Here is a 26,834-nt window from a genome sequence, read left to right as displayed (position 1 = left end):
ACCTGGTGATTGCAGGTGGTATCGGCCGGTCAATGCGTATCGACCGTGCGCGGTGTTCGTGAAGAATGATACTTGTTGCAGGCGCCTGCATTGGGTGGTGGCACCGAAGCGAGGTTGTGCCAATTCGCTGGCAGACCTACCCACGGTATTCTTCATCAAGGGCAATCGGACCGGAGTAGGCAGCAATAAATTGGCACCAACCGTCTTAATGCTCCGGCGCAGTGGCAAAGTGCCCTGATAAAAGCGTCGCGGTAAATGAGTTAACCGGTGCCGAGATTTTGCCGTGCAGGCTTTTCGACCGCCGTCGCCGGGCTGTCGTAGCGAATGGTTTTCTCATCGACCATCAACACCGCCGCGGCGCCGAGCAGCATACTGGTGCCGCCGAGCACCAGGGCGTAGATGGGCTCGCCGTCAAACAGCACTTTAAGCAAAAACCCGAGCACACTGGCAGCCAGAATTTGTGGGATGACGATAAAGAAATTGAAAATCCCCATATATACGCCCATTTTTTTGGCCGGCAGGGCGCTCGCCAAAATGGAGTAGGGCACCGACACCACCGAGGCCCAGGCGATACCCACGCCCACCATCGACAGGATCAGGTAGTTGGGGTCTTTGATCACCAAAAACGAAAACAGACCCAGACCGCCCAGCATAAGGCTCACCATATGGGCGATGCGGCGGTTGGTGTAGCGGGCCAGTAGCGGAATCGAGAAGGCCGCCAGCGCCGCGAAGACATTGTAAGCCGCCATCAGAATCCCCACCCAGTTGGCGCCCTCGTTATACAGGGCGCTGCTCGGGTCGCGGCTGCCGTAGTGGTAGTCGGTCACCGCCGGCGTGGTGTAAATCCAGAACGCGAAAAACGCAAACCAGGAAAAAAACTGCACCACGGCTAGCTGTTTCATGGTCTTCGGCATATGGAACAGGTCGTCGACGATATGGTAAAAACCGTTGTCTGTCAGGCGCCGTTTTTGCAGTTGGTTGGCGATCAGTTGAACAACGCCAAACAGCGCGATACCTATGCCGAGAATATACAGTTCCTTGTCCAGTGCCCGCTCGGTGATAAACCATGAAAATGCCAGCCCCACCGTCAGCCAGACAAAGCCGGCGCGCCGGTATTGGTCACCGCTGCGCGCGCCGGTGCTTGTCGCCCTTGCCGCGGTCTCTTCCGGCCCGCCGAACGCTTCCAGTTGCTCGGGGGAGTACTCTTTAGTGCTCACCACCGTCCACAGTACGGCCACCAGCAGCGCCGCGCCGCCGATATAAAAAGAGTAGTGCACCGAGTCCGGTATCTGCCCCGGCGGCGCCGTATTGGCCACGTCCAGCCAGTTGGTCATCATCCAGGGCGCGGCGGAGGCGAGCACGGCGCCGACGCTGATAAAAAAGCTCTGCATGGCAAAGCCGGTGGTGCGCTGTCGTTCCGGCAGCATATCGCCGACAAAGGCGCGAAACGGTTCCATGGCGATATTGATGGAGGCGTCCATAATCCACAGGGTGCCGGCGGCGATCCAGAGGCCGGGCGAGTTGGGCATGAAGAAAAGTGAGAACGATGCCAGCAGCGCGCCGACCAGAAAGAAGGGCCGGCGCCGCCCCAGACCGTTCCAGGTGCGGTCGCTCATGTAGCCGATAATGGGCTGCACCAACAGGCCGGTCACCGGTGCTGCGACCCAGAGAATCGGCAGGTCTTCGATGGAGGCGCCGAGGGTCTGAAAAATACGGCTAACGTTGGCGTTTTGCAGGGCAAAACCAATCTGGATACCGAGAAAGCCGAAACACATGTTCCAGATTTGTAGGACGCTTAGCTCTGGTTTACTGGTTATTTCGGGTTTGCTGGTTATTTCGGGTTTGCTGGTTATTGTAGTCATTGTCAGTCAGTACCGTCAGCGCCGCTGCTGGCGCCGGCGGCCTAAAAATTCGGCGATTGACATGGATGAACATGAGAATCGCCGAACCCGTTTTGCCGCAGGGTGAAGGGAGGAGTCCCCGCGACAGAGGCCATAATAAGCACTCGACTGCGGCGAAAACAATAGCGTGCATACGTATTCACCGCAGCCCCGGCGATACCGGTTTGGCCGCGGCCGGCGCCGGCCCCATGAATACGTATGTAATCTATTGCACCCGGCGCGCCCCAGCAGTTAACGTAACTGAATATAGGCCGGACCCGCGCCCGACGGCACTTGGGCAGGGATCGGCAGCTATCAATAGCAGGCGTTGAGCTATCAATAACACAGCGGTTCGCCGGGACACTAAGGTCAGGATCGCGGGTCTTGGGTGGGGTTATAAACGGGGTGAGTTATGAATAAGGTGAGCTATGAATAAAGCAGTGTGGTGGAAGGGGGCGGTCATCTACCAGATTTACCCCAGAAGCTTCATGGACAGCAACGGCGACGGTGTCGGTGATCTGCGCGGCATCATCGACAAGCTCGACTATATTGCCAGTCTGGGGGTGGACGCTATTTGGGTGTCGCCGTTTTTTACCTCGCCGATGAAGGACTTCGGTTACGACATCAGTGATTACCGCGCGGTGGACCCGCTGTTTGGCTCGCTCGAGGATTTCGACAGGCTTATCGAACGCGCCCACGATGCCGGTATCCGGGTGATTATCGATCAGGTGTTGAGTCACACCTCCGACCAGCACGCCTGGTTTAAAGAGAGTCGCACCAGCCGCGACAACCCCAAGGCCGACTGGTATGTCTGGGCCGATCCCAAAGCCGACGGCACGCCGCCCAACAACTGGCTGTCCATCTTTGGCGGCCCGGCCTGGCAGTGGGATTCGCGGCGGCGGCAGTACTACCTGCACAATTTTCTCGACAGCCAGCCCGACCTCAACTTTCACAACCCGGCGCTGCAGGCGCAGATACTCGATGAGGTGGAGTTCTGGCTGCAGCGCGGTGTCGACGGCCTGCGCCTGGACGCCATCAATTTTTGTTTTCACGACCGCCAACTGCGCAACAACCCGGCCAAGCCCGAGGAGGCGCGCAAGGGGCGCGGTTTCAGCGAAGACAATCCCTACGCCGCCCAGTACCACATCTACGACAACACCCGGCCGGAAAACCTGGCGTTTCTGGAATCCCTGCGGGCGCTGCTGGACCGCTACCCGGGTGTCGTGAGCCTGGGGGAAATATCCTCTGAAGATTCCATCAAGACCATGGCCGAGTACACCGCCGGCGACTCGCGCTTGCATATGGCCTACAGCTTCGAGTTGTTGGTGGATGACTTCTCCGCCCGTTATATCCGTGAGACCGTGGAGAGTTTCGAGCACAACCTGACCGATGGCTGGCCCTGCTGGTCGCTCGGCAACCACGATGTCAAACGGGTGCTGACCCGCTGGGGCGGCGACAATCCCAGCGACGACCTGGCGAAAATGCTGACGGCGCTGCTGTGTTCACTGCGCGGCAGCGTGTGCAGTTACCAGGGCGAGGAGTTGGGGCTGACTGAGGCGGAGATCCGGCCCGAGCATATTCAGGACCCCTACGGTGTGGCGTTTTGGCCCATGTTCAAGGGGCGCGACGGCTGTCGCACGCCCATGCCCTGGAGCACCGAGGGGGTAGCGGCGGGTTTTTCCAAAGTCGCTCCCTGGCTGCCGACCCCGGAGCAGCATCGCAGTCGTGCTTTTGAGGTGCAGACTTCGGCCAATGATTCGGTGCTCAACGCCTATCGCAGGTTTATGCAGTGGCGCCGGCAGCAACCGGCGCTGCGGTTGGGGGATATTGCGTTTATCGATGCGCCGGAGGATGTGTTGGCGTTTTCGCGGACTTACGAGCGGGACCACATGCTGGCCAGTTTCAATCTCAGTAACCAGGCCAAGACGGTGCACGTACCGGAGGGCTGGGAGGTTACGCTCTTGTCGGGCCACGGTTTTGAGGGCGCGACCTGCTCGGTGCAGAAAATAACGCTGCCGCCCTATGGCGCCTGTTTTGCCAAGGTGGGTTTCTAGTGCTTCGCTAGAGGCACCTGTCCCAATGGCACGGTGCGGGGTCGGAGTAAATAAATTTTGACCAGGCTTTTTCTGGTCTAAATTTATTTACTCCGACCCCTTAGGATGGTGCCACTCCCCTACATCAAAACCACCACACAAAGCGCCATCCGGCCCACCTCGATTCCAACTGCCCACAGCTCCTTTTCCAGCTATCGGCCCCACCTTTTTGCCAAGCTGGAAAAGGTGAGTAGAGCGTAAAGTGGACGGAGGGATTAAATTTTGATCAGCTGACCTTGCTGTTCAGTTTTTAATCCCTCCGTCACCTATTAATTAATCATCAGAACTTTCCGTCTCTAATATTTTCCAACGTCTTTTTTGCCACCCTATTGATTAAACTATGGTCATATTCACAAGCGGAAAAATAGTGTGGCGAGAAATTAGCTTCTATACCTTCCTTTTCCTGAACTTCTTTACCCGCTGCCCTAAATAGATCCACAACATATAGGAGTCTCACCTTAGAAAAGAGATCTTTAGGCGGAGAGTCAGGGTAGTTTGGCATTGTGTTAAGCTGTTTCTTGATTTTTAGATGCATAAATGCCTGCTCTGCCAACTTCTTAATATCCTCTTCTGCGAGAACACTGAGATCTACTTCGAGATTTGGCATTCCAACCAGTTTTGACTCGACTTCCGACCTTTCTATACGCTTTTCACCGATATAATCGGCTAGCCATTTATCGGTAATATTCTCGATGACTATCCGGTGTTTCTCTAGACCATATGGGTACGCATACACGGGCAATGAACAGTTATTCCACATGTACGTCGTTGCATAAGCACTTTTCATAAAAGCAATATGAACAACTACCAGCATCAATACGCTTCTAATCATGGGTGAGCCTGAGGTCGTCATAAATGTGTCTTTGTAGTTGGTTTTTTGGGGGAAGATCCACCTGACTATAACCGGCCTTCCACCCAGCTATCACGCCGGCCTTCCACCTCCCGCAGTTCCGCTTCACTCAGTACCTTAGGTTCGGCCACCGGCGCACCGGTCTCCCCGTCAAAAAAGGGCGAGGGTTTATGCGCCCCCCGCAGCCGCCGCATCAATATCTTGCCGAGCGCGCTGAAAATCATCCCCAGGGGTGCTTTCTCATAGGCATTGAGCCCACTGCGATCACCTTTGGCGAAGCGACCGTGGACACCTTTTTTTGGCGGTCCCAGCAGGGCGTCGAGCGACTCGCCGATAGCCGTTTGATCGATGCAAGCGGTAACCAGACCGACAAAGGGCACCTGCTGCGTGGCCACGGTATTGCCGAGCGGGGTATTACAGCAGGTCGCATACCAGCGCAGTAAACCTTTTGGTCGCAGCCGCACACACCCCAGATGTTCGCTGCCGTGGCCAATCTGCACCCGCACCGGCGCCATCTGGTAGACCTCGGTGCCGCCGTTTCCGTCAAGCACTTCCGCGGCGCGGCCCAAAAAATGTACAAACGACTGGCAGTCGTCGCAGTAGCAGGATAGCCGGCTGTTGCCGTCAGCGGGCACGACATCGGCGCTGCCCTGCAGCGCACCACATGAACATTTTATTTGGAAGCTCTTGGTGGGTAATTTCTCTGCCATAGGTGCCTCGCGGGGAGGGTGGATGAACGACTCGATAGATGGTTAACCTGTGCGCAGAGTATCACTCAGTCGTTCTGTTGCCAACGCGGCCGCGCCTGCGAGTTTCACCCGTTGCATCTATCAACGGGTACCGTTATTTCTCGATTCCGCTACTTCTCGATACCGATTCTGCGGCTCCCGGTTGTCGGTGCGCCGGCCAGCTCCACTGCGATAGGGTTGTCAACCCGCTGCCGGCAGGCCAACCGATAGCCGGCGGCGAGCCGCTCGGTCGCAATCAGCCGGCGGTCGTCTGCGCTCACCGGTGCCTCGGCTTGTATGCGCACCAGGCACTGGCCGCAGTTGCCGCCGCCACCGCAGAGGGACGGCAGTTCGATACCCTGTTGGGCCAGTGCATCAATCAGTGTAGCGCCGGTCGGCAATCTCAGCTCGCGCGCCAGTGAGCCCGTTTGATTGTACACTTGAACCGGAACCGTACGGCGGCGCCGGCGGGTGAGAAAACCGCTGCCGGGTAGAGAGAAACTGTTCACCAGTAAAATGCAGCCGGATATCGCCAGCCACAGACAACCGAACGCCGCGACAATCACCAGCAGATGGTTGAAGTCCTGGCGCCCCCGGTAGTCCATGATATGAAGCATCCAGAAAAAATCGAACAGCCGCCAGGTGTCGTTGCGTCGCTCCAGCAGGTCGCCGTCCTCGGCGGATATATACAAGGTTGTGTTAGCCCTGTCATCGATCGCTACCTGCCAGACAGGCCCCCGGTGGCGCCGGGTTTCCAATGTGGGCGCCTGGATTTTGCTGATCGATGCGATATCGGCGGGATTGCCAAGGTAATCCCGTTGTGCAATCTGGCGTGCCAGGGTTGCCGTCACCACCAGCCTGGCGCCGGTGCCGGCATCGTAGAGATCGATGCGGTCGGGCAGTGTCACCCGGTAGACACTGCGGCCGAGGAGGGTGTGGAGGTTGATATCCCGCACGGCCCCCTGCCCATACAGCGCGATGATATCCTGGTGATTGAGCAAAGGTCCGGCGTTGGCGATTGTCGCTGCAGTGGGTTTTGCCGACAGGGCCTCGCCGCTCACCTGTTGCGGATCGAGAATATTAAATACCAAGCCACTCAACAACCAGAGTCCGAGTTGAATGGCGATAACCAGGCTCAGCCATTTGTGAACGCTTTTCAGAAGGTGCATAGCTGGCGTCCTAGCGGCGTTGCAGCCGCTGTTGCCGGCGGGTTCTTAGGTTGTAAAACAACAGGACGGTGCCGGTCACCAGACTGGCTATCCCGAGGAGTATCGCCGCGCGTAAAAGGTTGTTGTCGACATCCGAACGGTCATCGTAGTCCATAATGTGCAGCATCCAGAAAAAGTCGAAAATACGCCAGAAATCGTGGCGGCGGGTGATCAGTTGTGCCGTGTGAGGATCGATATAAAAACTGGTATTGATGCGGTCGTCGAAGTTAACCCGCCACAGTGGCAGACTGCGGGAATAGAGTTCACTCGGCGGGTTTGCGCTGATAAGCGTGACTTCAGTGACAGAGGCATCGCCGCTGTAGTAATGCTGTGCCAGGGTTGTCGCCATAGCGGCGTCGACGGGCGAGCGCTGGGTACCGCTCACCGCATCGATTAAGTAGCTACCGGCTTTTGCTTTCAGGATATAGTGGGGATGATCCAGCACCGAGCGCAGGGAAATCGATTCCACCTGCTCGAAGCGATTCAGCAATTGCGTCGTGGGTACGAGTTCAGCGGTGTTACCGGCCAGCGGTGTATCGAGGTGCTGAACCAAGTGGTTGCCGCGAATAAAATCCAGCTTGACAACCACCATATAAAAACCGCTGACCGACCACAGCAGTACCTGCAGGCCGATGATCAGGTTTAACCGGCGGTGCAGTTTACGGGCGCGGCGGGCCGGTATCATCGTTGTTTTCACTTGATGGCTGTCTGTAAAGAGTGTGCTCAATCTATTTTATACGTCAGGCGAATATAACCGCGCCGACCGGCCAGATCATAGGTCATGGTGTCCGTATTGCCATCGGTCCAACTGGCCACCCGGGGCGCTTCCCGATCAAACAGGTTGTCGATACCGACACTGACATTGACAGCATCGCTCACCGCATAGGAAAACTGGGTGTTGTGATAGAACACACTCGGCATCCGCGAACCTATGCCCGTTGTCGCATTGAAGTCTTCGCCCTCGCCGATCATCTGCACGGAATAGGTACCCGACCAGCGATCACCGCGGGTGGTTAAGGAGGCGTTGGCCCGCCATTGCGGGTAACCGCCGTTGCCGTCGCCGATAAAGCCGTCGATAACGGTGGGTTGGTCCCCATCGAAAGCGATGGATTCGTATTTTTTCAAGTAGGTGGTTTGCAAGTCCAGCGTATTGGATAAACCGGCGGCTTCGAAGCGGTATACAGCGCCGAAGTCGACACCCTGCATAACCTCTCTGCCGGTATTGAACTTTTGTGTCGACAGAAAGTTGATATCGCCGTTGGCGGTGTTGCGGGTGTGGTGTGAGGGCGCGCAGAACTCGTGGGACAGTCCCGCTGAGTTGTAGCAGGTGGCCAGCTTATTGGAGCCTGAAATCTCGCGCACCGCATCGTCGATATCGATATCGAAATAGTCGATGGTCACGGACAGTCCTGGCAGCGGCTCGAGCACCAGTCCCAGGGTATAGGTGTCGGCGCTCTCCGGTTGCAACTCGGGATTGCCGCCGCGATCGGTGAGGATGGTGCTGCCCAACTGGTTGTAGTTAAGTGGTACGCCGGCGGCCCGGCAGTTTTGGTAGACGACACTCGACGGACTCAGCGCCGCATAGCCTGAGCAGGGGTCCGCCGTGGTCAGGTTGCCCTCGGAAACGCCGCCGAACAGTTCGGGCACATTGGGTGCCCTGAATGCGGTGGTCAGAGTGCCGCGCAGTTTGACGGCGTCAGTGATTTGCCAGTTGAGACCCGCCTTGTAGGTGCTCTCGTCGCCGAACAGGTCGTAGTCCGAATGGCGCAGCGCCAGGTCCAGGTCCAGCGCCTGCACCCAGGGCAAGCCGCTGACTACGGGAATGTGCACTTCGCCGTAAACTTCCCTGGCCTCGATTTCACCGGCAATGGCATCGGCCTGGTTGCCGAGCGCAATGCCCGCCAGCACCAGCGGATCGGGATCGCGCCAGCCTTTGTCTTCGCGCCATTCGAGACCGCCGGCAAAACGCAATGACCCCGCCGGCAGTGCCAGCACGGCGCCGGTGATATTGGCGCTGAAGCTGATCTGCTTATTGCCGCCGGTGCCCTCCTGGTTGAAGACAATGTAATCCAGGACCTCTGCCGTGACGTCGCCAAAGCCGATGTAGTCGGCGCACGGAATACCGTTGGCGCCACACAAATCGGTATCCAGCGTCGCGCCGACTCTGCGCATATTGATATTGTTGGTGATGGCGTCAGTGGCGGTGTTGCGGCCCCAGTTGAGGGCCAGATCATAGGACCAGTCGTCGTTGATATCGCCCTCGATACCGGTCACGACACGCCAGGTTTTCACGTCCTGTTCGAACCGCCGGGCCCCGTTTTCCAGCAGCCGGCGGCGCTCGAGCACAAAGTCGACACCGGTGGGATTGGTGGGGTGATCGGCGGCGTAGGCGATATCGCGCAGGGTCGCCGGCGAGGCCGGCTGAGTGGAATCGCGGCGGGTGTACATCAACTCGGTAAACCAACGCGTGGTATCCGACAGGGCATAGCTGCCGAGGGTGGTGAAGCTCAAGCGCTCGATGGGTTGTACGGCATTGAAATAGGGATTGTAGTTAAAGCCGTGCCGGGCGCTGTCGAAGACTTCATAGAAGTCGCCGTCACCCCCCGGCGTTTGATTGAAGTTAATCCGGGTCGGTTCCGTCAACACGCTGCCGTCGGGCAATAGGGCGCCGGCCGGCAAGGTGGTGCGGCCCCCGATGGTCGAGGAGCTGCCGCTGCAGGCGGTGGCGCTGGTCGAGGCCAGCGGGCAGGGCACCCGGTCGGCGAGCGGTGAGGCGTCGTTGTCCTGGTAACTCAGGTTTACCATCAGGTCGCCCCAGGCGCCGGACCTGCCCCAGGTCAAATCGAGCAGGTTCTCCTCGCCGTCGTTCTCCGCGGTCATACCGAATTTACCCTCGATCTCAAAACCCTGTACCGATGGTTTGGTTATCAGGTTGACTACGCCGGCCATGGCATCGGCCCCGTAGGTGGCGGAGGCGCCGTCTTTCAGGACCTCGATACGCCCGATTAGCGACATCGGGATCATCGACAGATCGACACTGCTGTTGGCGCCGGTGCCGCCGAACACCACGCGGCGCCCGTTCACCAATACCAGGGTGCGATTGATGCCGAGACCACGCAAATTGATCTGCGGCGTGCCCCAGCCGTTGGAAACCCAGTAGGCGCTGGTCTGGTTGCCGCCGAATCCGGCTGCGGCAGGCAGGCGCTGTAACAGAACTTCCAGCGACGTAATGCCTGTTGCCTCAATCTCCGTTTCAGTGATGACTGTCACCGGGCCGACACTGTCGATATCGGTGCGTTCAATGCGAGTGCCGGTCACGGTGACTTCTTCCATCATCGCCGCCGGCTGCTGTGGAGGGTTCTGAGCTGCAGCGGCGGCGCAGCAGATTCCTGCGCTGACGGTGGCGAGGGCGATCCTAAGCGGTGTTTTCATCAAACTCATAATCGGGTCTCAAGGCAAGACTGCCAACATTAGTAGCTGCGGTAGGCGGGTATCGTATTTGCTGGAACCGAAGTTCGTATACACGGTTGCTATACCTGGTCGGTATACGCAGCTCTTATAAGTCGTCCGTGTACGACAGGCGGCGATTGTTGATGGGATTATTTTTTGTCAAAACAAACCCGCCCCGAATGGCACTGCCTTAAGCGAATTTGCGCAATTTATCGACCCTCACGCTATCTTTACCGATCAATTGGCACATTTTTTCTTAAGGTAATGCCATCCAATCCGTCCCGCATTTTGCGCAGGCAATTCTATCGGGTTTTAAACGCGTGTCAGTGTGGTATTTTGTCGCACCGGGGAGCCGGCGTTCAGCCGGTTTGTTGTTCAAGCGTGCGATTGAGCCGCTGTGCGGCTGCGCGGTACTCGTTCTCCAGCCGGTCAACCAACTCGCCTACAGCGGGCACGTCCTCGATCGACCCCAGTCCCTGGCCGGCACCCCAGATATCTTTCCAGGCTTTGGCGCCGGTGTTGCCACCGCTGCCGAAGTTCATTTTGGTTTTGTCTGATTGCGGCAGATCATTCGGGTCGAGGCCGGCGGCTTCGATACTGGGTTTGAGGTAGTTGCCGTGCACGCCGGTAAACAGATTGGTGTAGACGATATCGTCGGTGGCGTGCTGCACCAGCATCTCTTTGTAGGTGGCATCGGCGTTGGCTTCGCGGGTGGCGATAAAACGCGTGCCCATATACGCGAGATCGGCGCCCAGGGCCTGGGCCGAGAGAACTGCATCCCCGTTGGCGATGGCACCGGACAGAATCACGGCGCCGTCGAAAAACGCCCTGACCTCGCTGACCAGGGCGAAGGGACTGTTGGTACCGGCGTGGCCACCGGCGCCGGCACAGACCAGAATCAGGCCGTCGACACCGGCCGCGGCGGCTTTTTTAGCGTGGCGGACATTGATGACATCGTGAAGAATAATACCGCCGTAGGCGTGAATACGTTCGATCACATCGGGGTCGGGTGCGCGCAGGCTGGTGATAATCACCGGCACCTCGTGGGCGATAATCGTATCCCAGTCCGCCGCCAGGCGGTCGTTGGAGTGGTGCACGATCTGGTTGACGGCAAAGGGTGCCACCGGGCGCTCGGGATGGGCGCTTTGAAACGCCGCCAGTTCGGTTTTAATACGGGTAATCCATTCCTCCAGCAGCGCTTGGGGGCGGGCGTTGAGCGCCGGAAAGGAACCCACCACCCCCGCCTGGCACTCGGCGATAACCAGTTCCGGTCCCGAGACGATAAACATCGGTGCCGCGATAACGGGCAAACGCAGGCGCCCCTGCAAAGCTGTTGGCATAGCCATAGAAAAATATCCTCATCTGATTACCGTTGTTTCCGTCGCGGGAACAACAAAAAAATTAAACACCAGTATCACTGAAAACAATCCATTCCACACGAACGGCACCGTCCAAGCCGGCACAGTGCGAGCTAAGATCCTGGCCCGGTGTGGTGCAGACCAGAATGGGACTTGCTTCAGGCGCCTACTTCCGCCTAAAGCGCCTACTTTTGGTGGTGGTACTTAAGCGGAAGCGTGCCACTTGACCGGTCTGCCTCTGGCTGGGGCTTTCAGAAACACGTTGTGAACCCGTCCCTGGGAACTTCACGACAGCATCCCTGCTGTCGAGAGTTTCTGAAAGCCCCAGCCAGAGGCAGACCTACCTGCAGTATTCTTAACCGAGACCGATCACTATCGGCACAAACTATTCGGCAACCGTTACAACTCGGTACAACCCACCACTACAACCCAATGTAGTACAACTAAAAGCGTTACTGCCATAGCACCGAAACTGAAAACCCCGTGAGTTGTTCACGCAGCTCCGCCTCCGACTGGTCTTCCGGCACGGTAATGGTTGCGGTCAAGCCCCGCTTTTTATCCGTTTCCACGCGGATATCCGCCGCCTCGACCCGACCTTCCAAAGCCTCTGCCAGAGCCCAGTGCGCGGCCTTTTCCCGCAGCGGTGGTTTAAACACTTTACCCACCGCCGTCAGTGGAATGGTGTCGAGCACCTCGATACGTTTTGGCACTGCGGCGCGTTCGGAGATACGCGCACTGCAATGGTCGAGCAATTCCTCGATATCGGCGGTCGCGCCGGCGCGCAGCGTCACATAGGCGACCGGCACTTCGCCGGCGTAACGGTCGGGTTGTGCCACCGCGACGCAGTCGAGGACGTCGGCGTGGCTGCCGAGCGGTTCCTCGATCAACTGCGGGTCGATATTGTGGCCGCCGCGGATGATCAGGTCCTTGGCCCGCCCGGTCAGAAACACATAGCCCTGTTGGTCCTGGTAGCCCAGATCACCGGTGTTGAACCACTTGCTGTCGACCCAGGCCCCGGCGTTGTCCGCGGCATTGAGGTAACCGGCAAAAACGCCCGGGCCTTTGACCAGCACAGTGCCGGTTTCCCCCGGCGCGCAGCGATGGCTGATCCGGTTGCCTTCCAGGTGGGCAACCTGCAGCGTCAGGTAGGGAATGCGCAACCCGACGCTGCCGGTGGGCGCCGGCAGCTCCGCCAGGCAGCGCGAAATCAGGCCGGCGGTTTCGGTCATTCCATAGCCCTCGGTGATCACTACATCGAAGCGCTGTTCGAACTTACGTTTTAGCGAGGGCGCCAGCGGCGAGGCGCCGCTGGAAACGTCGGTGAGGCAGGTGATATCGTCGTGGCAGGGCACTTCCAGCAGGCGTGCGAGCAGGGTGGGGACGGCGGCGAATACCGGGGCCTGGAATCGGGAAATGTGGTGCCAGAAATTTTCGATGACCTGCGGATTGCGAAAGCCGCTCGGTGTCAGTAAGACCGCGCAGCGGCCGTCGTAAATACAGCCGAGCCCCATGATCACTGTTCCGTAAATATGGAACATGGGCAGCCCCAGGGGAATATGGAAACGCCCCTTGTGTTGCGACAGATAGGAGTAGGTCTGCACGATCACCGCCATATTGTGATGGGTGAGGCGCGCAATTTTGGGGCGACCTGTGGTGCCGCCGGTGTGGAAGTAGGCGGCCACCCGATCGCCGCCGGGTGCCTGCTGTGCCGGCAGCGGTGCGGGGGATTGTGCGGCGATAGCGCTGTCGAAATCCACTACGCGGATGGCCTCCAGTGCCGGCGTCAGCTCTGCCGCCGGCGGCGCCTCGGGTGCGCTTGCCGAGATCGAATTCACACACAATATGTGGGTCAATTGCGGGCAGCGCCGGGCGACCTCGCAGACTTTCTGCCACAGATCCGGTGCCAGTGCCGGACCTATGGCGATTAAATGCGCCGCTTTGCTTTCGTTAAGGATTTCGGCGATATGGCCGGCGTCGAGCAGCGGATTGATGGGATTGGAAATGCCCACCGCCTGGGCACCCCAGATGGCGAAGTGAGTCTGCGGCAGAATCGGCAGCAGGATGGCCACCGGGCTGGTGGCTGTGACCCCGAGGTCCTGCAGCAGGCGCGCACTTTGATTGACGCGCTGGAACAGGCCGGCATAACTGATCGTGAGCGGCTGCTCGTCGCGGCCGCCGTGCAGCAGTTGTTTCAAACAGGGTTCCGCGCCGTAGCGCTGCGCGGCCTGTTCGATCAGTTGGTAACTGGTTTGCCAGGGGAAGCGCTCGCGAATGGGCGTGGCTTCATAGGCCTGAAGCTCCGCCAGGGAGCCCAGGCCGTTGGCGGGAACTTCGCGGGTTTGTGCCATGACTATATGCTCCCCGTGCAAACGCGTTGAGTGGAGGTCTCCGTTGATACCGCCAACCCTCTCTGATGAGACTGCCGGTCGAAACGCTTAAGTTGGATGCTCAAACGTTGTCCGGAATCCAGGACACCGGTTTCGTTTCTCAATCGATGCTCTCTAAAAGGGCCTGTAAAAGAGACCTGATAGACCTGCCAAGCGGGCTGGACTCTCGAGTCGCGCCATCGAGTCACTATCGAATCACTATCGAATCACTATCGAATCACTATCGAATCACTATCGAGTCAAACCAAAAAAATGACAGACCGAGCGGTAGGACTGACGGGTCTACTTATATCATTGTTGAACCGTGCATTCCACTGTGCGGAATATCGCCACAGTGTTGACTGGACTATCTCCGGCTAAACCCGGACAATGTGGCAGCCGAGAGCCGAGGGGTATTGGATCGATCTCATGTTGTTTAGCAGACTACTGGGCAAGCGCGGCGGCAAGAGCCGCTCTGTGTTGGCCGTCAGCATGCTTGCCTGCGCGGCGTTTGTTGCGGCGGCGATGTGGGCGTGGGGTTTACCGGGCGAGGCGGTGCTGCGTTTCCTGCTGTTGTGTATCGTCGGCTTGGCGGTCATTATCCTGGCCGCGCTGCTGGGAACGGTCTGTGTCGTGTTGATCAGGAAGTTGTCTCAGCGCCCTTGACTGTGCGATAACCCTTCAACAATTTATAAATTCACTTTTTTATTGAAAAGGATTATAACCAGCGCCTGTCATGACACCTGATACCACCAGCGTTCCCACCGCTTATGCGCAATCGCTGATCGACGCGGCCCGGCAACAGGGTTGCGATGTGGACAGCCTGCTTGACGAACTGGACATTGCCCGTACCGATATCGATACCAGCCTGCATTTTTCCGCCGTCAAATACGGGCAGCTGTACCAGCGTGTCATGCGCGTGATGCAGGATGAGTGTTTCGGCATGTTCGTGGGCGGGCGGGTGCGGCTCGGTTCGTTTCGCCTGATGTGCCTGACGGTGTTGCATTGCAGCGACCTGCGCCAGGCGATGGTGCGCGCCGGCGAGTTTTCAGAAATCTGTCGCGGCATGCGGGTGCGCTCGCAGTTGCAGGTCGATGAAAGCAAAAACCTGGCGCGGGTACAGATGGCGCCGATCCGCTCCGTGTCGCAGGATGAATTCGAGACGCTGCAGGCACTGGCCAATCCCAACCAGATTCGCACCTCGCTGGCGGTCTGGCACCGCTTCAACTGCTGGCTCATCGGGCAGGAAATCCCGCTGGCCAGTTTGCATTTTTCGTTTCCCTGCCCGGAGGAGTTTCGCGAGTTGGCGGAGTCCTACCCGGCCACCCTGAAGTTCGAGCAGGCGTTCAACGGGTTTGAATTCCCGCTGGCTTATCTGGATTACCCGATTGTGCAGAACCAGGAAACCCTGGAGGACTTTTTGCGCTCCGCACCCTACCACCTGGTGATCAACGACAGTGCTCAGCACAGCGTCAAGGGTAAAGTGCGGGCGATATTGTCGAAAGATGTGAGCCATACCATGCCCGGTGCCGAAGAGGTGGCGTCGCGGTTGAATCTCTCGGTGACCACGCTCAGGCGCAAATTGCAGAGCGAAAACACCTCTTACCAAAAACTGAAAGACGAGTGTCGCATGGAGGCGGCATTTCACTATTTGGGTTGCCCGGACTTTACCAACGGTACCATTGCCGAGCGCTTGGGATTTGATGAAACCAGCGCCTTCTTTCGCGCTTTCAAAAAGTGGACCGGTATCACGCCGGGGGAATACCGCCGCGGCCTGCTCAACTGAGACGCGGCGGCGAAGACCCTCGAGTCAGCCGCAGTGGCTGGGCTCAGGCAGATTTGTCAGCTAATATGGTTGATTTCGCTATTGAGGCTAAACTGGTAATCAGGGATTCTCTGCGCATCGCTGTACTACCCGTCAGTCGCAGACGTAATATTCAGGCCATTTACACAAGTTTTCTAACCAGTTCAGAGGTTGAAGCAGGATGAGTGACTACAAAGCCCCGCTGCGCGATATGCACTTCGCGCTCTACGAAGTACTCGGATTCGAGCAGCATTACCAGAACACCCCCGGCTGTGAAGAGGCATCCACCGATGTGGTCAGTGCCATCCTCGAAGAAAACGCCAAGTTTTGTGAAAACGTACTGGCGCCCCTGAATGCGGTGGGCGACCAGGAAGGTTGCCAGTGGAACGACGGCGTAGTGACCACGCCGACGGGATTCAAAGAGGCCTACCAGCAATACGTGGAGGCCGGCTGGCCCTCCATGACCCACGACAGTGCCCACGGTGGCCAGGGTCTGCCCCATTCGCTGGGTATTTTGCTGAGCGAGATGGTCGGCTCCGCCAACTGGTCCTGGGGGATGTACCCGGGACTTTCCCACGGTGCCATGAACACCCTCAGCGCCCACGGCACCGACGACCAGAAACAGACCTACCTGACAAAACTGGTGGAGGGTGCCTGGACCGGCACCATGTGTCTCACCGAGCCCCATTGCGGCACCGACCTGGGTATGCTGCGCACCAAGGCCGAACCCAACGCCGACGGCTCCTACAGTATCAGCGGTACCAAGATCTTTATTTCAGCGGGCGAACACGACATGGCGGAGAACATCGTCCATATTGTGCTGGCGCGCCTGCCCGATGCTCCCGCCGGCACCAAGGGCATCTCCCTGTTTATCGTGCCCAAGCACCTGCCCGCTGGCGATGGCAGTGCCGGCGACCGCAACGGTGTGGTCTGCGGTTCCATCGAACACAAGATGGGTATTCACGGCAACGCCACCTGCGTGTTGAACTTCGACGGCGCCAGGGGCTACCTGATCGGTCCGCCCAACCGGGGCCTGAATTGCATGTTCACGTTTATGAACGCGGCCCGTATCGGCACGGCGATCCAGGGGCTGGCCCACGCCGAGTTGGGGTTCCAGAAGTCACTGGAGTACGCCCGCGAGCGCCTGCAGATGCGCTCGCTGTCGGGTCCGAAAAATCCCGACGGCGCCGCCGACCCGATTATTGTGCACCCGGATGTACGCCGTATGCTGTTGACCCAGAAGGCATTTGCCGAGGGCGGTCGCATGCTGATTTATTTTGCCGCGCAGCAGGTGGATCGCAGCGAGCACGCCGAGAGCGAAGAGGATCGCAAGGCGGCCGATGACCTGTTGAGTCTGTTGACCCCCATCGCCAAGGCCTTCCTGACCGAAGTCGGTTTCGAGGCGGCCAACCTCGGGCTGCAGTGCTTCGGCGGCCACGGTTTTATCCAGGAGTGGGGCATGGAGCAAAACGTGCGCGACTGCCGTATCGCCATGCTCTACGAGGGCACCACCGGCATCCAGGCCCTCGATCTGCTCGGTCGCAAGGTGTTGATGACCCAGGGTGAGACGCTGCGGGTATTCACCAAAATGGTACACAAGTTCTGCCAGGCCCAGGAAGGCAATGCCGAGATGGAGCCGTTTATCGCACCGCTGGCGGAGTTGAATGCCAAATGGGGCGAACTGACGCTGCATATTGGTGGCGTCGCCCTGGAGAACCCCGACGAGGTGGGAGCCGCTTCGGTGGACTACCTGATGTTCTCCGGCTATGTAACCCTGGCCTATTTCTGGGCGCTGGCGGCTTCGGTGGCCCAGGCCAAACTGGCCGAGGGTGACGGCGATCGGGCTTTCTACGAATCCAAGGTGCAAACCGCTCGCTTTTACTTCCAGCGGATTCTGCCCCGCACCCAGACGCTGGAGACCACGATCAAGTCCGGCGCCGGCAACCTGATGGACCTGGATGCCGAAGCGTTTGCCTTTTAACCGACCGGGGCTGCCAGCATGGCGTGTCAATCGGAAGCGCTCAGTCGCCTGACTGAGCGTTTTGACGCCAGTGCCGCCGCCGGTATGGACGAGGTGTTTCAGTTCTATATCCCCGACGCCGGCGACTACTACCTGACCGTGGTGGACGGCCGCTGTGAACTCTGCGAGGGTGAGCATCAGGCGCCGTCCGTTACCCTGGCGATGGACCTGGACGTACTGACCAGCGTGCTCGACGGGACCTTCAGCGGTGCCCAGGCGTTTATCTTCGGCAAGGTCAAGGTCAATGGCGATATGCGCCTGGCGACCGCCCTCGACAAGCTTTTTTCTCGCGGCATAACCCGTTAATATACGAACAGTCAAAAGGGCTACTCGGCAGAGTGGTCCTTTTTTCGATGTGTTTTAGCTTTCGCCGCATCTGCCTTTTACGGCGTCGGAAATTAAGCCGGTAGATGGCTCGGCGAAAACCCTGCTGTGATTGTGGCTACCACGATAGTGATGGTCATGGCCACGGTGATGACGATACTGGTTACAACGACGATAAACGATGAGCGACCGAGTTGGGGGAGAGTTTGTGTTAAATAATAATCGCACGGTTACCGAGGTCTTAGATGAGACTTTTCGAGAGTACGCGGACAATGCCGCCTTCACCTGTCTGGGGCACACCCTGTCATATGCCGAATTGGACCGCCTCAGCGCCCAGTTCGCCCACTTCCTGCAAAATTGCACTGACCTGAAACCCGGCGACCGCATCGCCCTGCAGATGCCCAATATCCTGCAATACCCGGTGGCACTTTACGGCGCCCTGCGGGCCGGGCTGGTGATAGTCAACACCAATCCTCTCTACACCGCCCGGGAAATCAAACATCAGTTAAATGATTCCGGTGCCAAAGCGCTGGTGGTGCTGGCTAATATTGCCGACACCGCCGCCAAGGTGATTGCCGATACCCCGGTCAAGGAGGTGATTGTCACCGAAATCGCCGACCTGCATCCGCCGCTCAAGCGGGTGCTGATCAATACGGCGGTGAAATACCTGAAGAAGATGGTGCCGTCGTTCAGCTATCCCAACCAGATCACCTGGCGCACCGCGATGCGCCTGGGAGCCAGTGGCCAATTCCAGGCCGTGGCGCGGGCGCCCGAGGACATCTTGGCGCTGCAGTACACCGGCGGCACCACCGGCGTGGCCAAAGGCGCGATGCTGACCCACCGCAACCTGGTGTCCAATATGGAACAGGTACTGCTGCACGTGGAAGAGACCCTGAATAAAGGTGCCGATGTGTTTGTGGCGCCCCTGCCGCTGTACCATATTTACGCGTTTAACCTGCATTGCGTGGGGCTGGCCAGCGTCGGCTGCCACAGCATCCTGATCCCCAACCCCCGCGACATCCCGAGCGTCGTGAAAGCGTTGCGCGGCCATCGGATTACCGGTTTTGTCGGGCTCAATACGCTGTTTAATGCGCTGGTGCGGGACCCCGGGTTCCGGGACCTCGATTTCAGTGCGCTGCGCATTACGTCCTCCGGCGGTATGGCGCTGACCGAGGACGCTGCTTCCAAATGGAAGGAAGTCACCGGTATCGAACCGTCCGAGGGATATGGTTTGACCGAGACTTCGCCCACCGTCAGCTCAAATCCCCCCGGCGCCATTCAGCGCGGCACCGTCGGTACGCCCTTGCCCGAGACCGAGTTGAAGATCATCGACGAGCAGGGCCGGACGTTGCCCGCCGGCGAGGCCGGTGAGCTGTGCGTGCGCGGGCCCCAGGTCATGAAGGGCTACTGGCAGCGGCCCGAGGCCACCGCCGAGATACTGGATGGGGAGGGCTGGCTGAAAACCGGCGATATGGCGGTGTTGCAGGAGGACGGTTACCTGCGTATCGTCGACCGCAAGAAAGACATGATCATTGTCTCCGGTTTCAACGTCTATCCCAATGAAATCGAAGACGTGGTCTGCCAGCACCCGGCGGTGTTGGAGGCGGCGGCCATCGGTGTCGCCGATGAGAAGAGTGGCGAGGCGGTGAAGCTGTTTGTGGTGGTATCCGACAGCGCCGTAACAGCGGAAACCATCCGTGACTATTGCCGTGAGAATCTGACGGCTTACAAGGTGCCCCGTTTTATCGAATTTAGCGACGATCTACCCAAATCCAATGTGGGCAAAATCCTGCGTCGCGAGTTGAAAGAAAAGGAGACCTCTGCGGCGGCCTGAGTGCCGGCGGGTGACCGATCATACCCGATTGGTTGCCCAATCGCCCAAGGCACACAATACTAAAAGCAACGACAAGGATTTTCAGGCTGATTCATGACGCAGGCAGAGGCAAGCGAGTTACCGGATTCCGAGACAAACACGAGTAAAGGGGCCTTGATCCTGTCCGGCGGCGGTGCCAGGGCCGCCTACCAGGTCGGTGTATTGACCGCGCTCAACGAGCTTCTGCCCGCATCTGCCCACAATCCGTTTCCCATTATCTGCGGTACCTCCGCCGGTGCCATCAATGCCCTGGCTTTGGCCACCCACGCCGGCAAGTTCAGCGATGCGGTGGACGACCTGCACAATATCTGGGAAAACATCGAGATCGAGAAAATTTTCCGCACCGGCTGGCGCGACCTCAGCCGTGGGATTGCGCGCATGGTGTTCTCGCTGTTTAACCAGGGGGTGGGGCGCACGCCCATCGCCCTGCTCGACAACACACCGCTGTGGGAATTTTTGCGGACCACCATCGATTTCGACAATATCGATGTCGCCGTTGCCGAGGGCGATCTGGAGGCGGTCTGTGTCACCGCCATGGGTTACACCTCCGGTGAATCGGTCAGTTTCTTTCAGGGGCGCCCGGACCTGGCCGGCTGGCGCCGCTACCGCCGGGTGGGCCGGCCCACCCGTTTGACGGTGGACCACCTGATCGCCTCCGCCGCCATCCCGACGATATTCCCCACGGTCTGTATCGACCGGGAATACTACGGTGACGGTGCCATGCGACAACTGGCGCCGATCAGCCCGGCGCTGCACCTGGGCGCCGACCGGGTGTTTGTGATCGGGGTGAGCAGCAACCGCAATCCGGCCCAGTGGGGCAAACGGCGGGTGCCGCCCAGGCATTCCCCGTCCATTGCGCAGATTATCGGGCATATGTTTAACAGTGCTTTTATCGATAGTCTGGAAGGGGATATCGAGCATCTGGATCGGGTTAACGACTTGCTGGAAATGATTTCCGAGGAGGATCGCCTGGCGGCTGGTATGCCGCTGCGGCCGGTTAAAAGTCTGGTTATTTCACCGTCGCGGGAACTGGATAAAATCGCCGGACGCAAAATCCGCTACCTGCCGAAAAGCATGCGCTTTTTTATGCGCTCGACCGGCGCCACGGCCAGCGGCGGCGGCGCGGCGGCGGCCAGCTATCTGCTGTTTGCGAAGTCGTTTTGCAACGAATTGATTGAGCTCGGTTACCAAGACGCTATGTGGGAAAAAGACACGATTACCGAGTTTTTTGAGATCTGAATACTGCCAGCCCGCGCCGCCGCAATCGCGTTGTAATTCCCCGGCGTGCATGCCCATGTTTTCTCTGCCGCCCAACGGAGGTGTGATATGACAGACTTATCCGGTGCCAAGGTGGTTGTCACCGCCGCTGATCGCTATATGGGGCCGGCTATTGCCGCGCGTTTTGGCGCTGCCGGTGCTGAGATTGTTGCCGACACCGGGGCCCTTGCCAGTGCCGCGGATGTAGAGGCGCTGGCACAGCGGGCCGGGCCCACCGATGTATTAATTGCCAATTTCGCCCAGCCGCCGCTTACCGCCGCGGTCGACACTATCGAGGATGGCGATTGGTTTGCGTTGTTTGACAGCCTGGTGCATCCCTTGATGCGCGTGGTGCGACACTTTGCCGGCGCGATGAAGGAGGCTGGCAGCGGCAAGATTATCGCCATTACCAGCGCCGCGCCCCTGCGCGGCATACCCCATGCCAGTGGTTACTGCGCCGCCCGCGGTGCCCAGAATGCGTTTATTCGCGCGGTGGGGCTGGAGCTGGCGAAGTTCAATGTGCAGGTCAATGCGATTGCGCAGAACTATATCAAGAACGATACTTATTACCCCGAGGGTTTTATCACCACCGATAAATTCAAGGCGCACTTGCAACAGATGGTGCCCGCCAAGCGGGTGGGAGAGGCGGGTGAAACGGCGGAGCTGGCCCTGTATCTGGCTCTGCCCCGGACCCGGCATATGGTGGGGCAGGTGATTCCGCTGGCTGGGGGGTGGGTGTGAACCGCATTATAGGTTGGGGACGCCTGGAATGGCACTGCCTTAAGCAACTATGTGCTAGTTGACCGGTCTAGCTCTGGCTGAAGCCTTCAGAAACACATCGTAAACCCGTCCATGGGGATTTCCCGACAGCATCCCTGCTGTCGAGAGTTTCTGAAGGCTTCAGCCAGAGCCAGACCTCCCTTCAGTACGCCTAATCGAGGTCGATGCGACTGGTTCGGCGATCGATAAACCCATGAAAATACGCTTAAGGCAGTGCCATTCGGGACGCCTGCAACTTAGCAACTTAAGTACATATTACTGGATCGATATACCGCAGTGAATTTAATCAGTTGCTAAGTTGCAGGCGTCCCACTGGCGCTTGCTCAAACACCCAACTGATCGCGCCTGATAGCCGCTTCATTGACGATCAGACCGAGACCGGGTTCCTCAGAGACATAACCATAACCGTCGCTAACGGTAATTTTATTCTCGAAGTATTTCCACAAATGACTGTGGCGTTTGTTGCCCGGGTGCTCCTGGGGGCGGTGGGCGCTCTGGCAACTGGCCACGTAGTGCCAGTGCGCGGCGGTCAGCAACGTCGGCCGGGCGTTGTGGACGGACATCGGCAAGTCGAAGACTTCCGCCAGGGCCGCAACCTTCTTGGCCTCGGTGATGCCGGCCAGTTTGCTGACATCGGGAGTGAGCAGCGTGACCTTGCCGTGCAGGATAAGATCGCGAAACGCCCACTTGGTGTACTCGTGTTCGCCGCCGGCGATAAACATCGGCAGTGCCTCGGCGACCTTGGCCAAGGAACCGTATTGATATTGGGCCACGGGCTCCTCGAACACCGACACATTGCATTCATCGATCAGGGCGCGACCGATTTGAATGGCTCGGGCCGGTGAGTAACCGTTGTTGGCATCCACATAGAGCGGCACATCGTCGCCGATGACGTTGCGCACGGCTTTGGCGCAGGGCAGGGCGGGGTCATCGGCGGGGTCTTGGTTTTCCTCGCGGATACCGAGCCGCAGTTTAATGGCTTGAAAGCCGTCTTCCATCAGGTCTTCGGCGTAGCGCGCGCACTCCTCTGGCGTGCGATATTTACCGCGGCCTTTACTGCGGCTGAAGGAACCGTAAATCGGAAACTTGCTGCGGAACTTGCCGCCAATCAGTTTGTAGACGGGAACGCCCAGCAGTTTGCCGCGCAGGTCCCACAGCGCCGCATCCACCCCTGCCATTGCCTGTGAAGCCAGGCCGCCCGGGCCGATTTCATCGATTTCGTGAAACTGTTTGGCCCACAGGGGCTCGGTATCGAACACATCGCCGCCGATCAATTCAGGTCGCAGGTACTGTTTGACGACGCCCGCCACCAGCGCACCGCCATCGTGGCCGCATTCACCCCAGCCGGTGTTACCGGCGTCATCGGTGACTTTGGCATAGATAGCTTTCGGCACGGCAAAGGCCTCAACCTGAGCGATCTTTGCCTGGCCCCGCTCCCGGGCCAGCACCGGCGCTGCCAGGGGCGCCAGGCTGCCCGCCACTGCCAGCGACAGGGGGGTCGCGGTGCTTTTAAAAAATGCGCGTCGATTCATAGTGATGAAAGCCTCCGGATTGAGATAGGTTATTGCGCCAGTGGGTTCCGAGTACAGTTAGGGTTACTGTTTTGCATGGGCTGTTTCCGCATCGATCTTTTCACCGCTACATAGGGGTGTCAACTCGGCTCGACGCTACTGGGCCGGCGCTATTCGACTTTTTTGCCGGCCTTTTTCGCCTTGGCATCCTGCTCCGCGCGCACCTGCCGGTGGCGCCGCTGGTTGATTAACGGGTCGTCCGACATAAAGGTCCACAGTTGCACGGTGCCGTCCTGGTGGGCGGTGGTCAACAGGGTGCCGGCGGCGTTGAAGTCCATATATTCCAGGGAGTCGGTCACCGGTGCGCGCAGCGCATAGGGGATGGCGTCGTTGCCGATATCCCGATTCAGGATGTGCTCGACTTTAAAAAAATCGATACTGCTGCCGTGGCCCGCTACTAAAAAATAACGCCCGTCCTTGGTCCACTCAACGGTTTCAGTTTTCTGGCCCGATTTGTTCATACGCCGGATGATCTCGCCGGTGTCGACATCGATAAAGTAAACGTAACCCTGGGTCGCGCCCACTGCCAGCAGACTGTCGTCCGGGTTGAAACGGGTGTTGATATAAATGTGCTTGGCGTCGGTAAAGTAATGTTTTTTATCCAGTTTGATTTCTTTGTGCAGTTTCCAGTCGCTGACACGCCATATCCTCACGTGAAAATCACCCGCGGCGGCCAGATATTTATCGTCCGATGAGAAGTCCAGCTCGTTGACCGTGCCCGGGTGGGGTAATTCTTTTACCAGCGACCAATCGCCGGTGCGAAAGACTTTGCTGACGCCCTTGCCGTTGATTCTCTCCCGTCCCGTTACCAGGTACTTGCCATCGTGGGAGGCGCTGAGACCGTCGATTCCGTTGCCGTGTTCGTGGCTGAAAACAATACGGCCAGTGTCGACGTCGAACACATTTAGCATACCGTCCTCGCTGACGGAACACACCTGGCGGCCGTCGCGGGTCCAGGCCACCCGTTCGATTTCCTGGGCCAGGGTATGTTCCCACAGTTGATGACCGTCGGCGGTGCGGAAGATGCGCACGCTGTTATCAAATTTTGTGCCGGAGACAATGTAGCGACTGTCCGGGGAAAACTCCGCCGATTCGACCGACCCCAGTTCGCCGTTCAGGTCTGCCAGTCGCGACCAGATATGATTCAGTCCGAGTTTGCCCCCGGCCAGAACCGGCGGACAGTGCAGCAATAGCCCTGCCGTCACCAGCAGAGCCGTAGTGTAGCTCGCGATACTCATGCGCTCTCCCACATCGAATAATGTTGTTTTTATAGCTGCTTTTATCGTTTTGATAAATTGGGCAGGCGTGTTAAATTTAAACCATTCTGTAAAAATAAACAACAATATGTAATTTTTAATACATGCGTGATTAATGGCTTCCGGCCAGTCGCACATCTATCCAACCCGATCGCCCTGCTACCCGACAGGAGTGCGTTACCATGAGTCTGCCGCTTCAGGCGTTACTGGCCGTCGTGCCGATTTTACTGGCCGGCGTGTTGCTGGTCGGTTGCAAAATGCCGGCGCTGAAAGCCATGCCGGCGGTTTTTATTTGCGCCGCTGTGATTGCCGGGTTCGCCTGGCAGGTGCCGCTGGTGCATATCGTGGCGGCCAGTATCGAGGGGCTGTTTATCACCGGGAATATTCTGTTGATTATTTTTGGCGCAATCCTGCTGTTGAATACGTTGCAGCGATCCGGTGCCATTGCCGTGATTCGCAGCGGCTTTGACACTATCAGCGATGATCGGCGGGTGCAGGTGGTGATTATTGCCTGGTTGTTTGCCTGTTTTATCGAAGGGGCGGCGGGTTTCGGCACCCCGGCGGCCATTGCCGCGCCGCTGCTGGTGGCGCTCGGGTTTCCGGCGATGGCGGCGGTGATGCTCGGGATGATGGCGCAGAGCACGCCGGTGACGTTCGGCGCGGCCGGCACGCCGGTGCTGGTGGGGATCGCCGGCGGTCTGGAAAACCCCGCGCTCAACGCGCAGTTGGCTGAGGTTGGCTTGATCTTCAATGATTATCTGCTGCTGATCAGTGCCAAGGCGGTGATATTGCACGCGATTGCCGGCACCGCGATGCCGTTGTTAATGGTGATGATGATGACCCGCTTTTTTGGACGCAACAAATCCTGGACTGAGGGTTTGTCTATTCTTCCTTTCGCCCTGTTCGGGGGGCTGGCGTTCACCTTGCCCTATACGCTCACCGGGTTGTTGCTGGGACCCGAGTTTCCCTCGATTATCGGCGCCTTGACCGGTATGGCATTGGTAACCTTTGCCGCCCATCGAAAATTTCTGGTGCCGGCGGATCGCTGGGACTTCGCCCCGACCTCCCAGTGGCCGGCAGAGTGGATAGGTACCTTGAAGGTCGAAGCTCCGCCCCCAACTGATCGACCCGCCATGTCCTATGCCCGGGCCTGGACACCTTACCTGCTGGTCGCGCTGCTGCTGGTACTGACGCGCCTGCGCGATCTGCCGGTTGGCGACTGGCTGAAAAGTGTGACCCTCAGTTGGAGCGATATTCTTGGCACCGGTATCAATGCCGCGACCACGCCGCTGTATCTGCCCGCGTTTGTTTTTATTGTGGTGGTGGCCATTACTGTTTGGCTGCATAAGATGTCCGCCAAAGCGCTCAAAGGGGCCGTCGGCGATTCCGCCCGGTTGTTGCTGGGAGCGGGCTTCGTGCTGGTGTTCACCATTCCGATGGTGCGTATTTATATTCACTCGGGTGTTAACGCGCTGGACCTGCCGAGTATGCCGATTGCCATGGCCGAGTGGGTGGCGATCAAAACCGGCGCGGTATGGCCGTTGCTGGCGCCGGCCATAGGCGCGCTGGGCGCTTTTATCGCCGGCAGTAATACGGTCAGCAATCTGATGTTTGCGCTGTTTCAACACGGGGTGGCTGAGAGTTTGAAGATGTCGGGTGTGCTGATTGTCGCCTTGCAGTCGGTCGGTGCGGCCGCCGGTAATATGATCGCCATCCATAATGTGGTAGCCGCTTCGGCCACTGTCGGATTGTTGGGCCGCGAGGGTGCGACCCTGCGCAAGACCATACTGCCAATGCTTTACTATATCGTGGTGGTGGGGTTGTTGGGACTATTGGCGGTACACGTGCTGGAGCTTGGCGATCCGCTGTTGAACTAGCGAGAAAACGGATAAAAAAAGGCACCGCGAGGGTGCCTAACCAGGAAAGGGAGGACCTCGATATAAGGTCCTTACCGGGTGCAAGGGTTCGAGACCTTCGCCAGCCCGGATGCTGGCGTAGAGTCCCCGGAGGTTGAGT

19 protein-coding genes are annotated in these 26,834 nt (G+C 58.5%); 9 read left to right on the top strand and 10 right to left on the bottom strand.

What is annotated here, in order from left to right; genetic code table 11:
- Positions 1 to 260: 260 nt before the first annotated feature.
- Positions 261 to 1,862, bottom strand: a complete 1,602-nt coding sequence (locus tag FKG94_RS13805; protein ID WP_142904928.1) for an MFS transporter — start codon at positions 1,860 to 1,862, stop codon at positions 261 to 263.
- A gap of 446 nt (positions 1,863 to 2,308) precedes the next feature.
- Here FKG94_RS13805 and FKG94_RS13800 point away from each other — a divergent pair, with 446 nt between their 5' ends.
- Complete coding sequence (locus tag FKG94_RS13800; RefSeq protein WP_142904927.1) at positions 2,309 to 3,934, top strand: alpha-glucosidase family protein; 1,626 nt, start codon at positions 2,309 to 2,311, stop codon at positions 3,932 to 3,934.
- A 319-nt stretch (positions 3,935 to 4,253) separates the two neighbouring features.
- Here FKG94_RS13800 and FKG94_RS13795 read toward each other — a convergent pair whose 3' ends face one another.
- The 7 genes from FKG94_RS13795 to FKG94_RS13765 form a co-directional block, all read right to left on the bottom strand.
- Positions 4,254 to 4,826 (bottom strand): hypothetical protein, encoded by a 573-nt coding sequence (locus FKG94_RS13795; RefSeq protein ID WP_142904926.1) that lies wholly within the window; start codon positions 4,824 to 4,826, stop codon positions 4,254 to 4,256.
- A 44-nt stretch (positions 4,827 to 4,870) separates the two neighbouring features.
- On the bottom strand, positions 4,871 to 5,533 hold the full coding sequence (locus FKG94_RS13790) for a DUF6151 family protein (protein ID WP_142904925.1): 663 nt from the start codon (positions 5,531 to 5,533) through the stop codon (positions 4,871 to 4,873).
- A gap of 149 nt (positions 5,534 to 5,682) precedes the next feature.
- A complete protein-coding gene (locus FKG94_RS13785; protein ID WP_142904924.1) occupies positions 5,683 to 6,720 on the bottom strand; it encodes a 2Fe-2S iron-sulfur cluster-binding protein in 1,038 nt (345 codons plus the stop codon).
- Positions 6,721 to 6,730: 10 nt separating this feature from the next.
- Positions 6,731 to 7,456 carry a hypothetical protein gene (locus FKG94_RS13780; RefSeq protein WP_142904923.1) on the bottom strand — a complete coding sequence of 242 codons (726 nt, stop codon included), beginning with the start codon at positions 7,454 to 7,456 and terminating at the stop codon, positions 6,731 to 6,733.
- A 26-nt stretch (positions 7,457 to 7,482) separates the two neighbouring features.
- On the bottom strand, positions 7,483 to 10,200 hold the full coding sequence (locus FKG94_RS13775) for a TonB-dependent receptor (RefSeq protein ID WP_142904922.1): 2,718 nt from the start codon (positions 10,198 to 10,200) through the stop codon (positions 7,483 to 7,485).
- A gap of 368 nt (positions 10,201 to 10,568) precedes the next feature.
- Positions 10,569 to 11,555 carry an NAD(P)H-dependent flavin oxidoreductase gene (locus FKG94_RS13770; RefSeq protein WP_142904921.1) on the bottom strand — a complete coding sequence of 329 codons (987 nt, stop codon included), beginning with the start codon at positions 11,553 to 11,555 and terminating at the stop codon, positions 10,569 to 10,571.
- 464 nt (positions 11,556 to 12,019) lie between these two features.
- A complete protein-coding gene (locus tag FKG94_RS13765) occupies positions 12,020 to 13,915 on the bottom strand; it encodes an acyl-CoA synthetase (RefSeq protein ID WP_142904920.1) in 1,896 nt (631 codons plus the stop codon).
- 447 nt (positions 13,916 to 14,362) lie between these two features.
- Between FKG94_RS13765 and FKG94_RS13760 the strand changes: the two genes are divergently transcribed.
- The 7 genes from FKG94_RS13760 (at position 14,363) to FKG94_RS13730 (ending at position 21,952) form a co-directional block, all read left to right on the top strand.
- The gene (locus FKG94_RS13760) at positions 14,363 to 14,599 is read left to right on the top strand and encodes a hypothetical protein (RefSeq protein ID WP_142904919.1); all 237 of its coding nucleotides are present in this window, start codon (positions 14,363 to 14,365) and stop codon (positions 14,597 to 14,599) included.
- A gap of 70 nt (positions 14,600 to 14,669) precedes the next feature.
- On the top strand, positions 14,670 to 15,719 hold the full coding sequence (locus FKG94_RS13755; protein ID WP_142904918.1) for an AraC family transcriptional regulator: 1,050 nt from the start codon (positions 14,670 to 14,672) through the stop codon (positions 15,717 to 15,719).
- A 199-nt stretch (positions 15,720 to 15,918) separates the two neighbouring features.
- A complete protein-coding gene (locus FKG94_RS13750) occupies positions 15,919 to 17,718 on the top strand; it encodes an acyl-CoA dehydrogenase C-terminal domain-containing protein (RefSeq protein ID WP_142904917.1) in 1,800 nt (599 codons plus the stop codon).
- Between the two features lie 18 nt (positions 17,719 to 17,736).
- Complete coding sequence (locus tag FKG94_RS13745; protein WP_142904916.1) at positions 17,737 to 18,063, top strand: SCP2 sterol-binding domain-containing protein; 327 nt, start codon at positions 17,737 to 17,739, stop codon at positions 18,061 to 18,063.
- 199 nt (positions 18,064 to 18,262) lie between these two features.
- Entirely contained in the window at positions 18,263 to 19,915 is a 1,653-nt protein-coding gene (locus tag FKG94_RS13740) for an AMP-binding protein (protein ID WP_142904915.1), read from the top strand.
- Between the two features lie 93 nt (positions 19,916 to 20,008).
- Positions 20,009 to 21,193: a patatin-like phospholipase family protein gene (locus FKG94_RS13735; RefSeq protein ID WP_142904914.1), complete on the top strand. Its 1,185-nt coding sequence runs from the start codon at positions 20,009 to 20,011 to the stop codon at positions 21,191 to 21,193.
- Positions 21,194 to 21,280: 87 nt separating this feature from the next.
- A complete protein-coding gene (locus FKG94_RS13730; protein ID WP_142904913.1) occupies positions 21,281 to 21,952 on the top strand; it encodes an SDR family oxidoreductase in 672 nt (223 codons plus the stop codon).
- Positions 21,953 to 22,314: 362 nt separating this feature from the next.
- Here the strand turns inward: FKG94_RS13730 and FKG94_RS13725 are convergent, their stop codons facing one another.
- Together FKG94_RS13725 and FKG94_RS13720 are read right to left on the bottom strand one after the other, a co-directional pair.
- Positions 22,315 to 23,523, bottom strand: coding sequence for a mandelate racemase/muconate lactonizing enzyme family protein (locus tag FKG94_RS13725; RefSeq protein WP_142904912.1), 1,209 nt, complete (start codon positions 23,521 to 23,523; stop codon positions 22,315 to 22,317).
- A gap of 149 nt (positions 23,524 to 23,672) precedes the next feature.
- Positions 23,673 to 24,800, bottom strand: coding sequence for a WD40 repeat domain-containing protein (locus tag FKG94_RS13720; RefSeq protein ID WP_179957646.1), 1,128 nt, complete (start codon positions 24,798 to 24,800; stop codon positions 23,673 to 23,675).
- A 200-nt stretch (positions 24,801 to 25,000) separates the two neighbouring features.
- Here FKG94_RS13720 and FKG94_RS13715 point away from each other — a divergent pair, with 200 nt between their 5' ends.
- Positions 25,001 to 26,695, top strand: coding sequence for an L-lactate permease (locus FKG94_RS13715; protein ID WP_142904910.1), 1,695 nt, complete (start codon positions 25,001 to 25,003; stop codon positions 26,693 to 26,695).
- Positions 26,696 to 26,834 lie beyond the last annotated feature (139 nt).

This window comes from Exilibacterium tricleocarpae, assembly GCF_007004655.1.
GTDB lineage: Bacteria > Pseudomonadota > Gammaproteobacteria > Pseudomonadales > Cellvibrionaceae > Exilibacterium > Exilibacterium tricleocarpae.
Note: the sequence above shows the minus strand (reverse complement) of the source record. Positions and strands in the feature narration are given on the sequence as shown.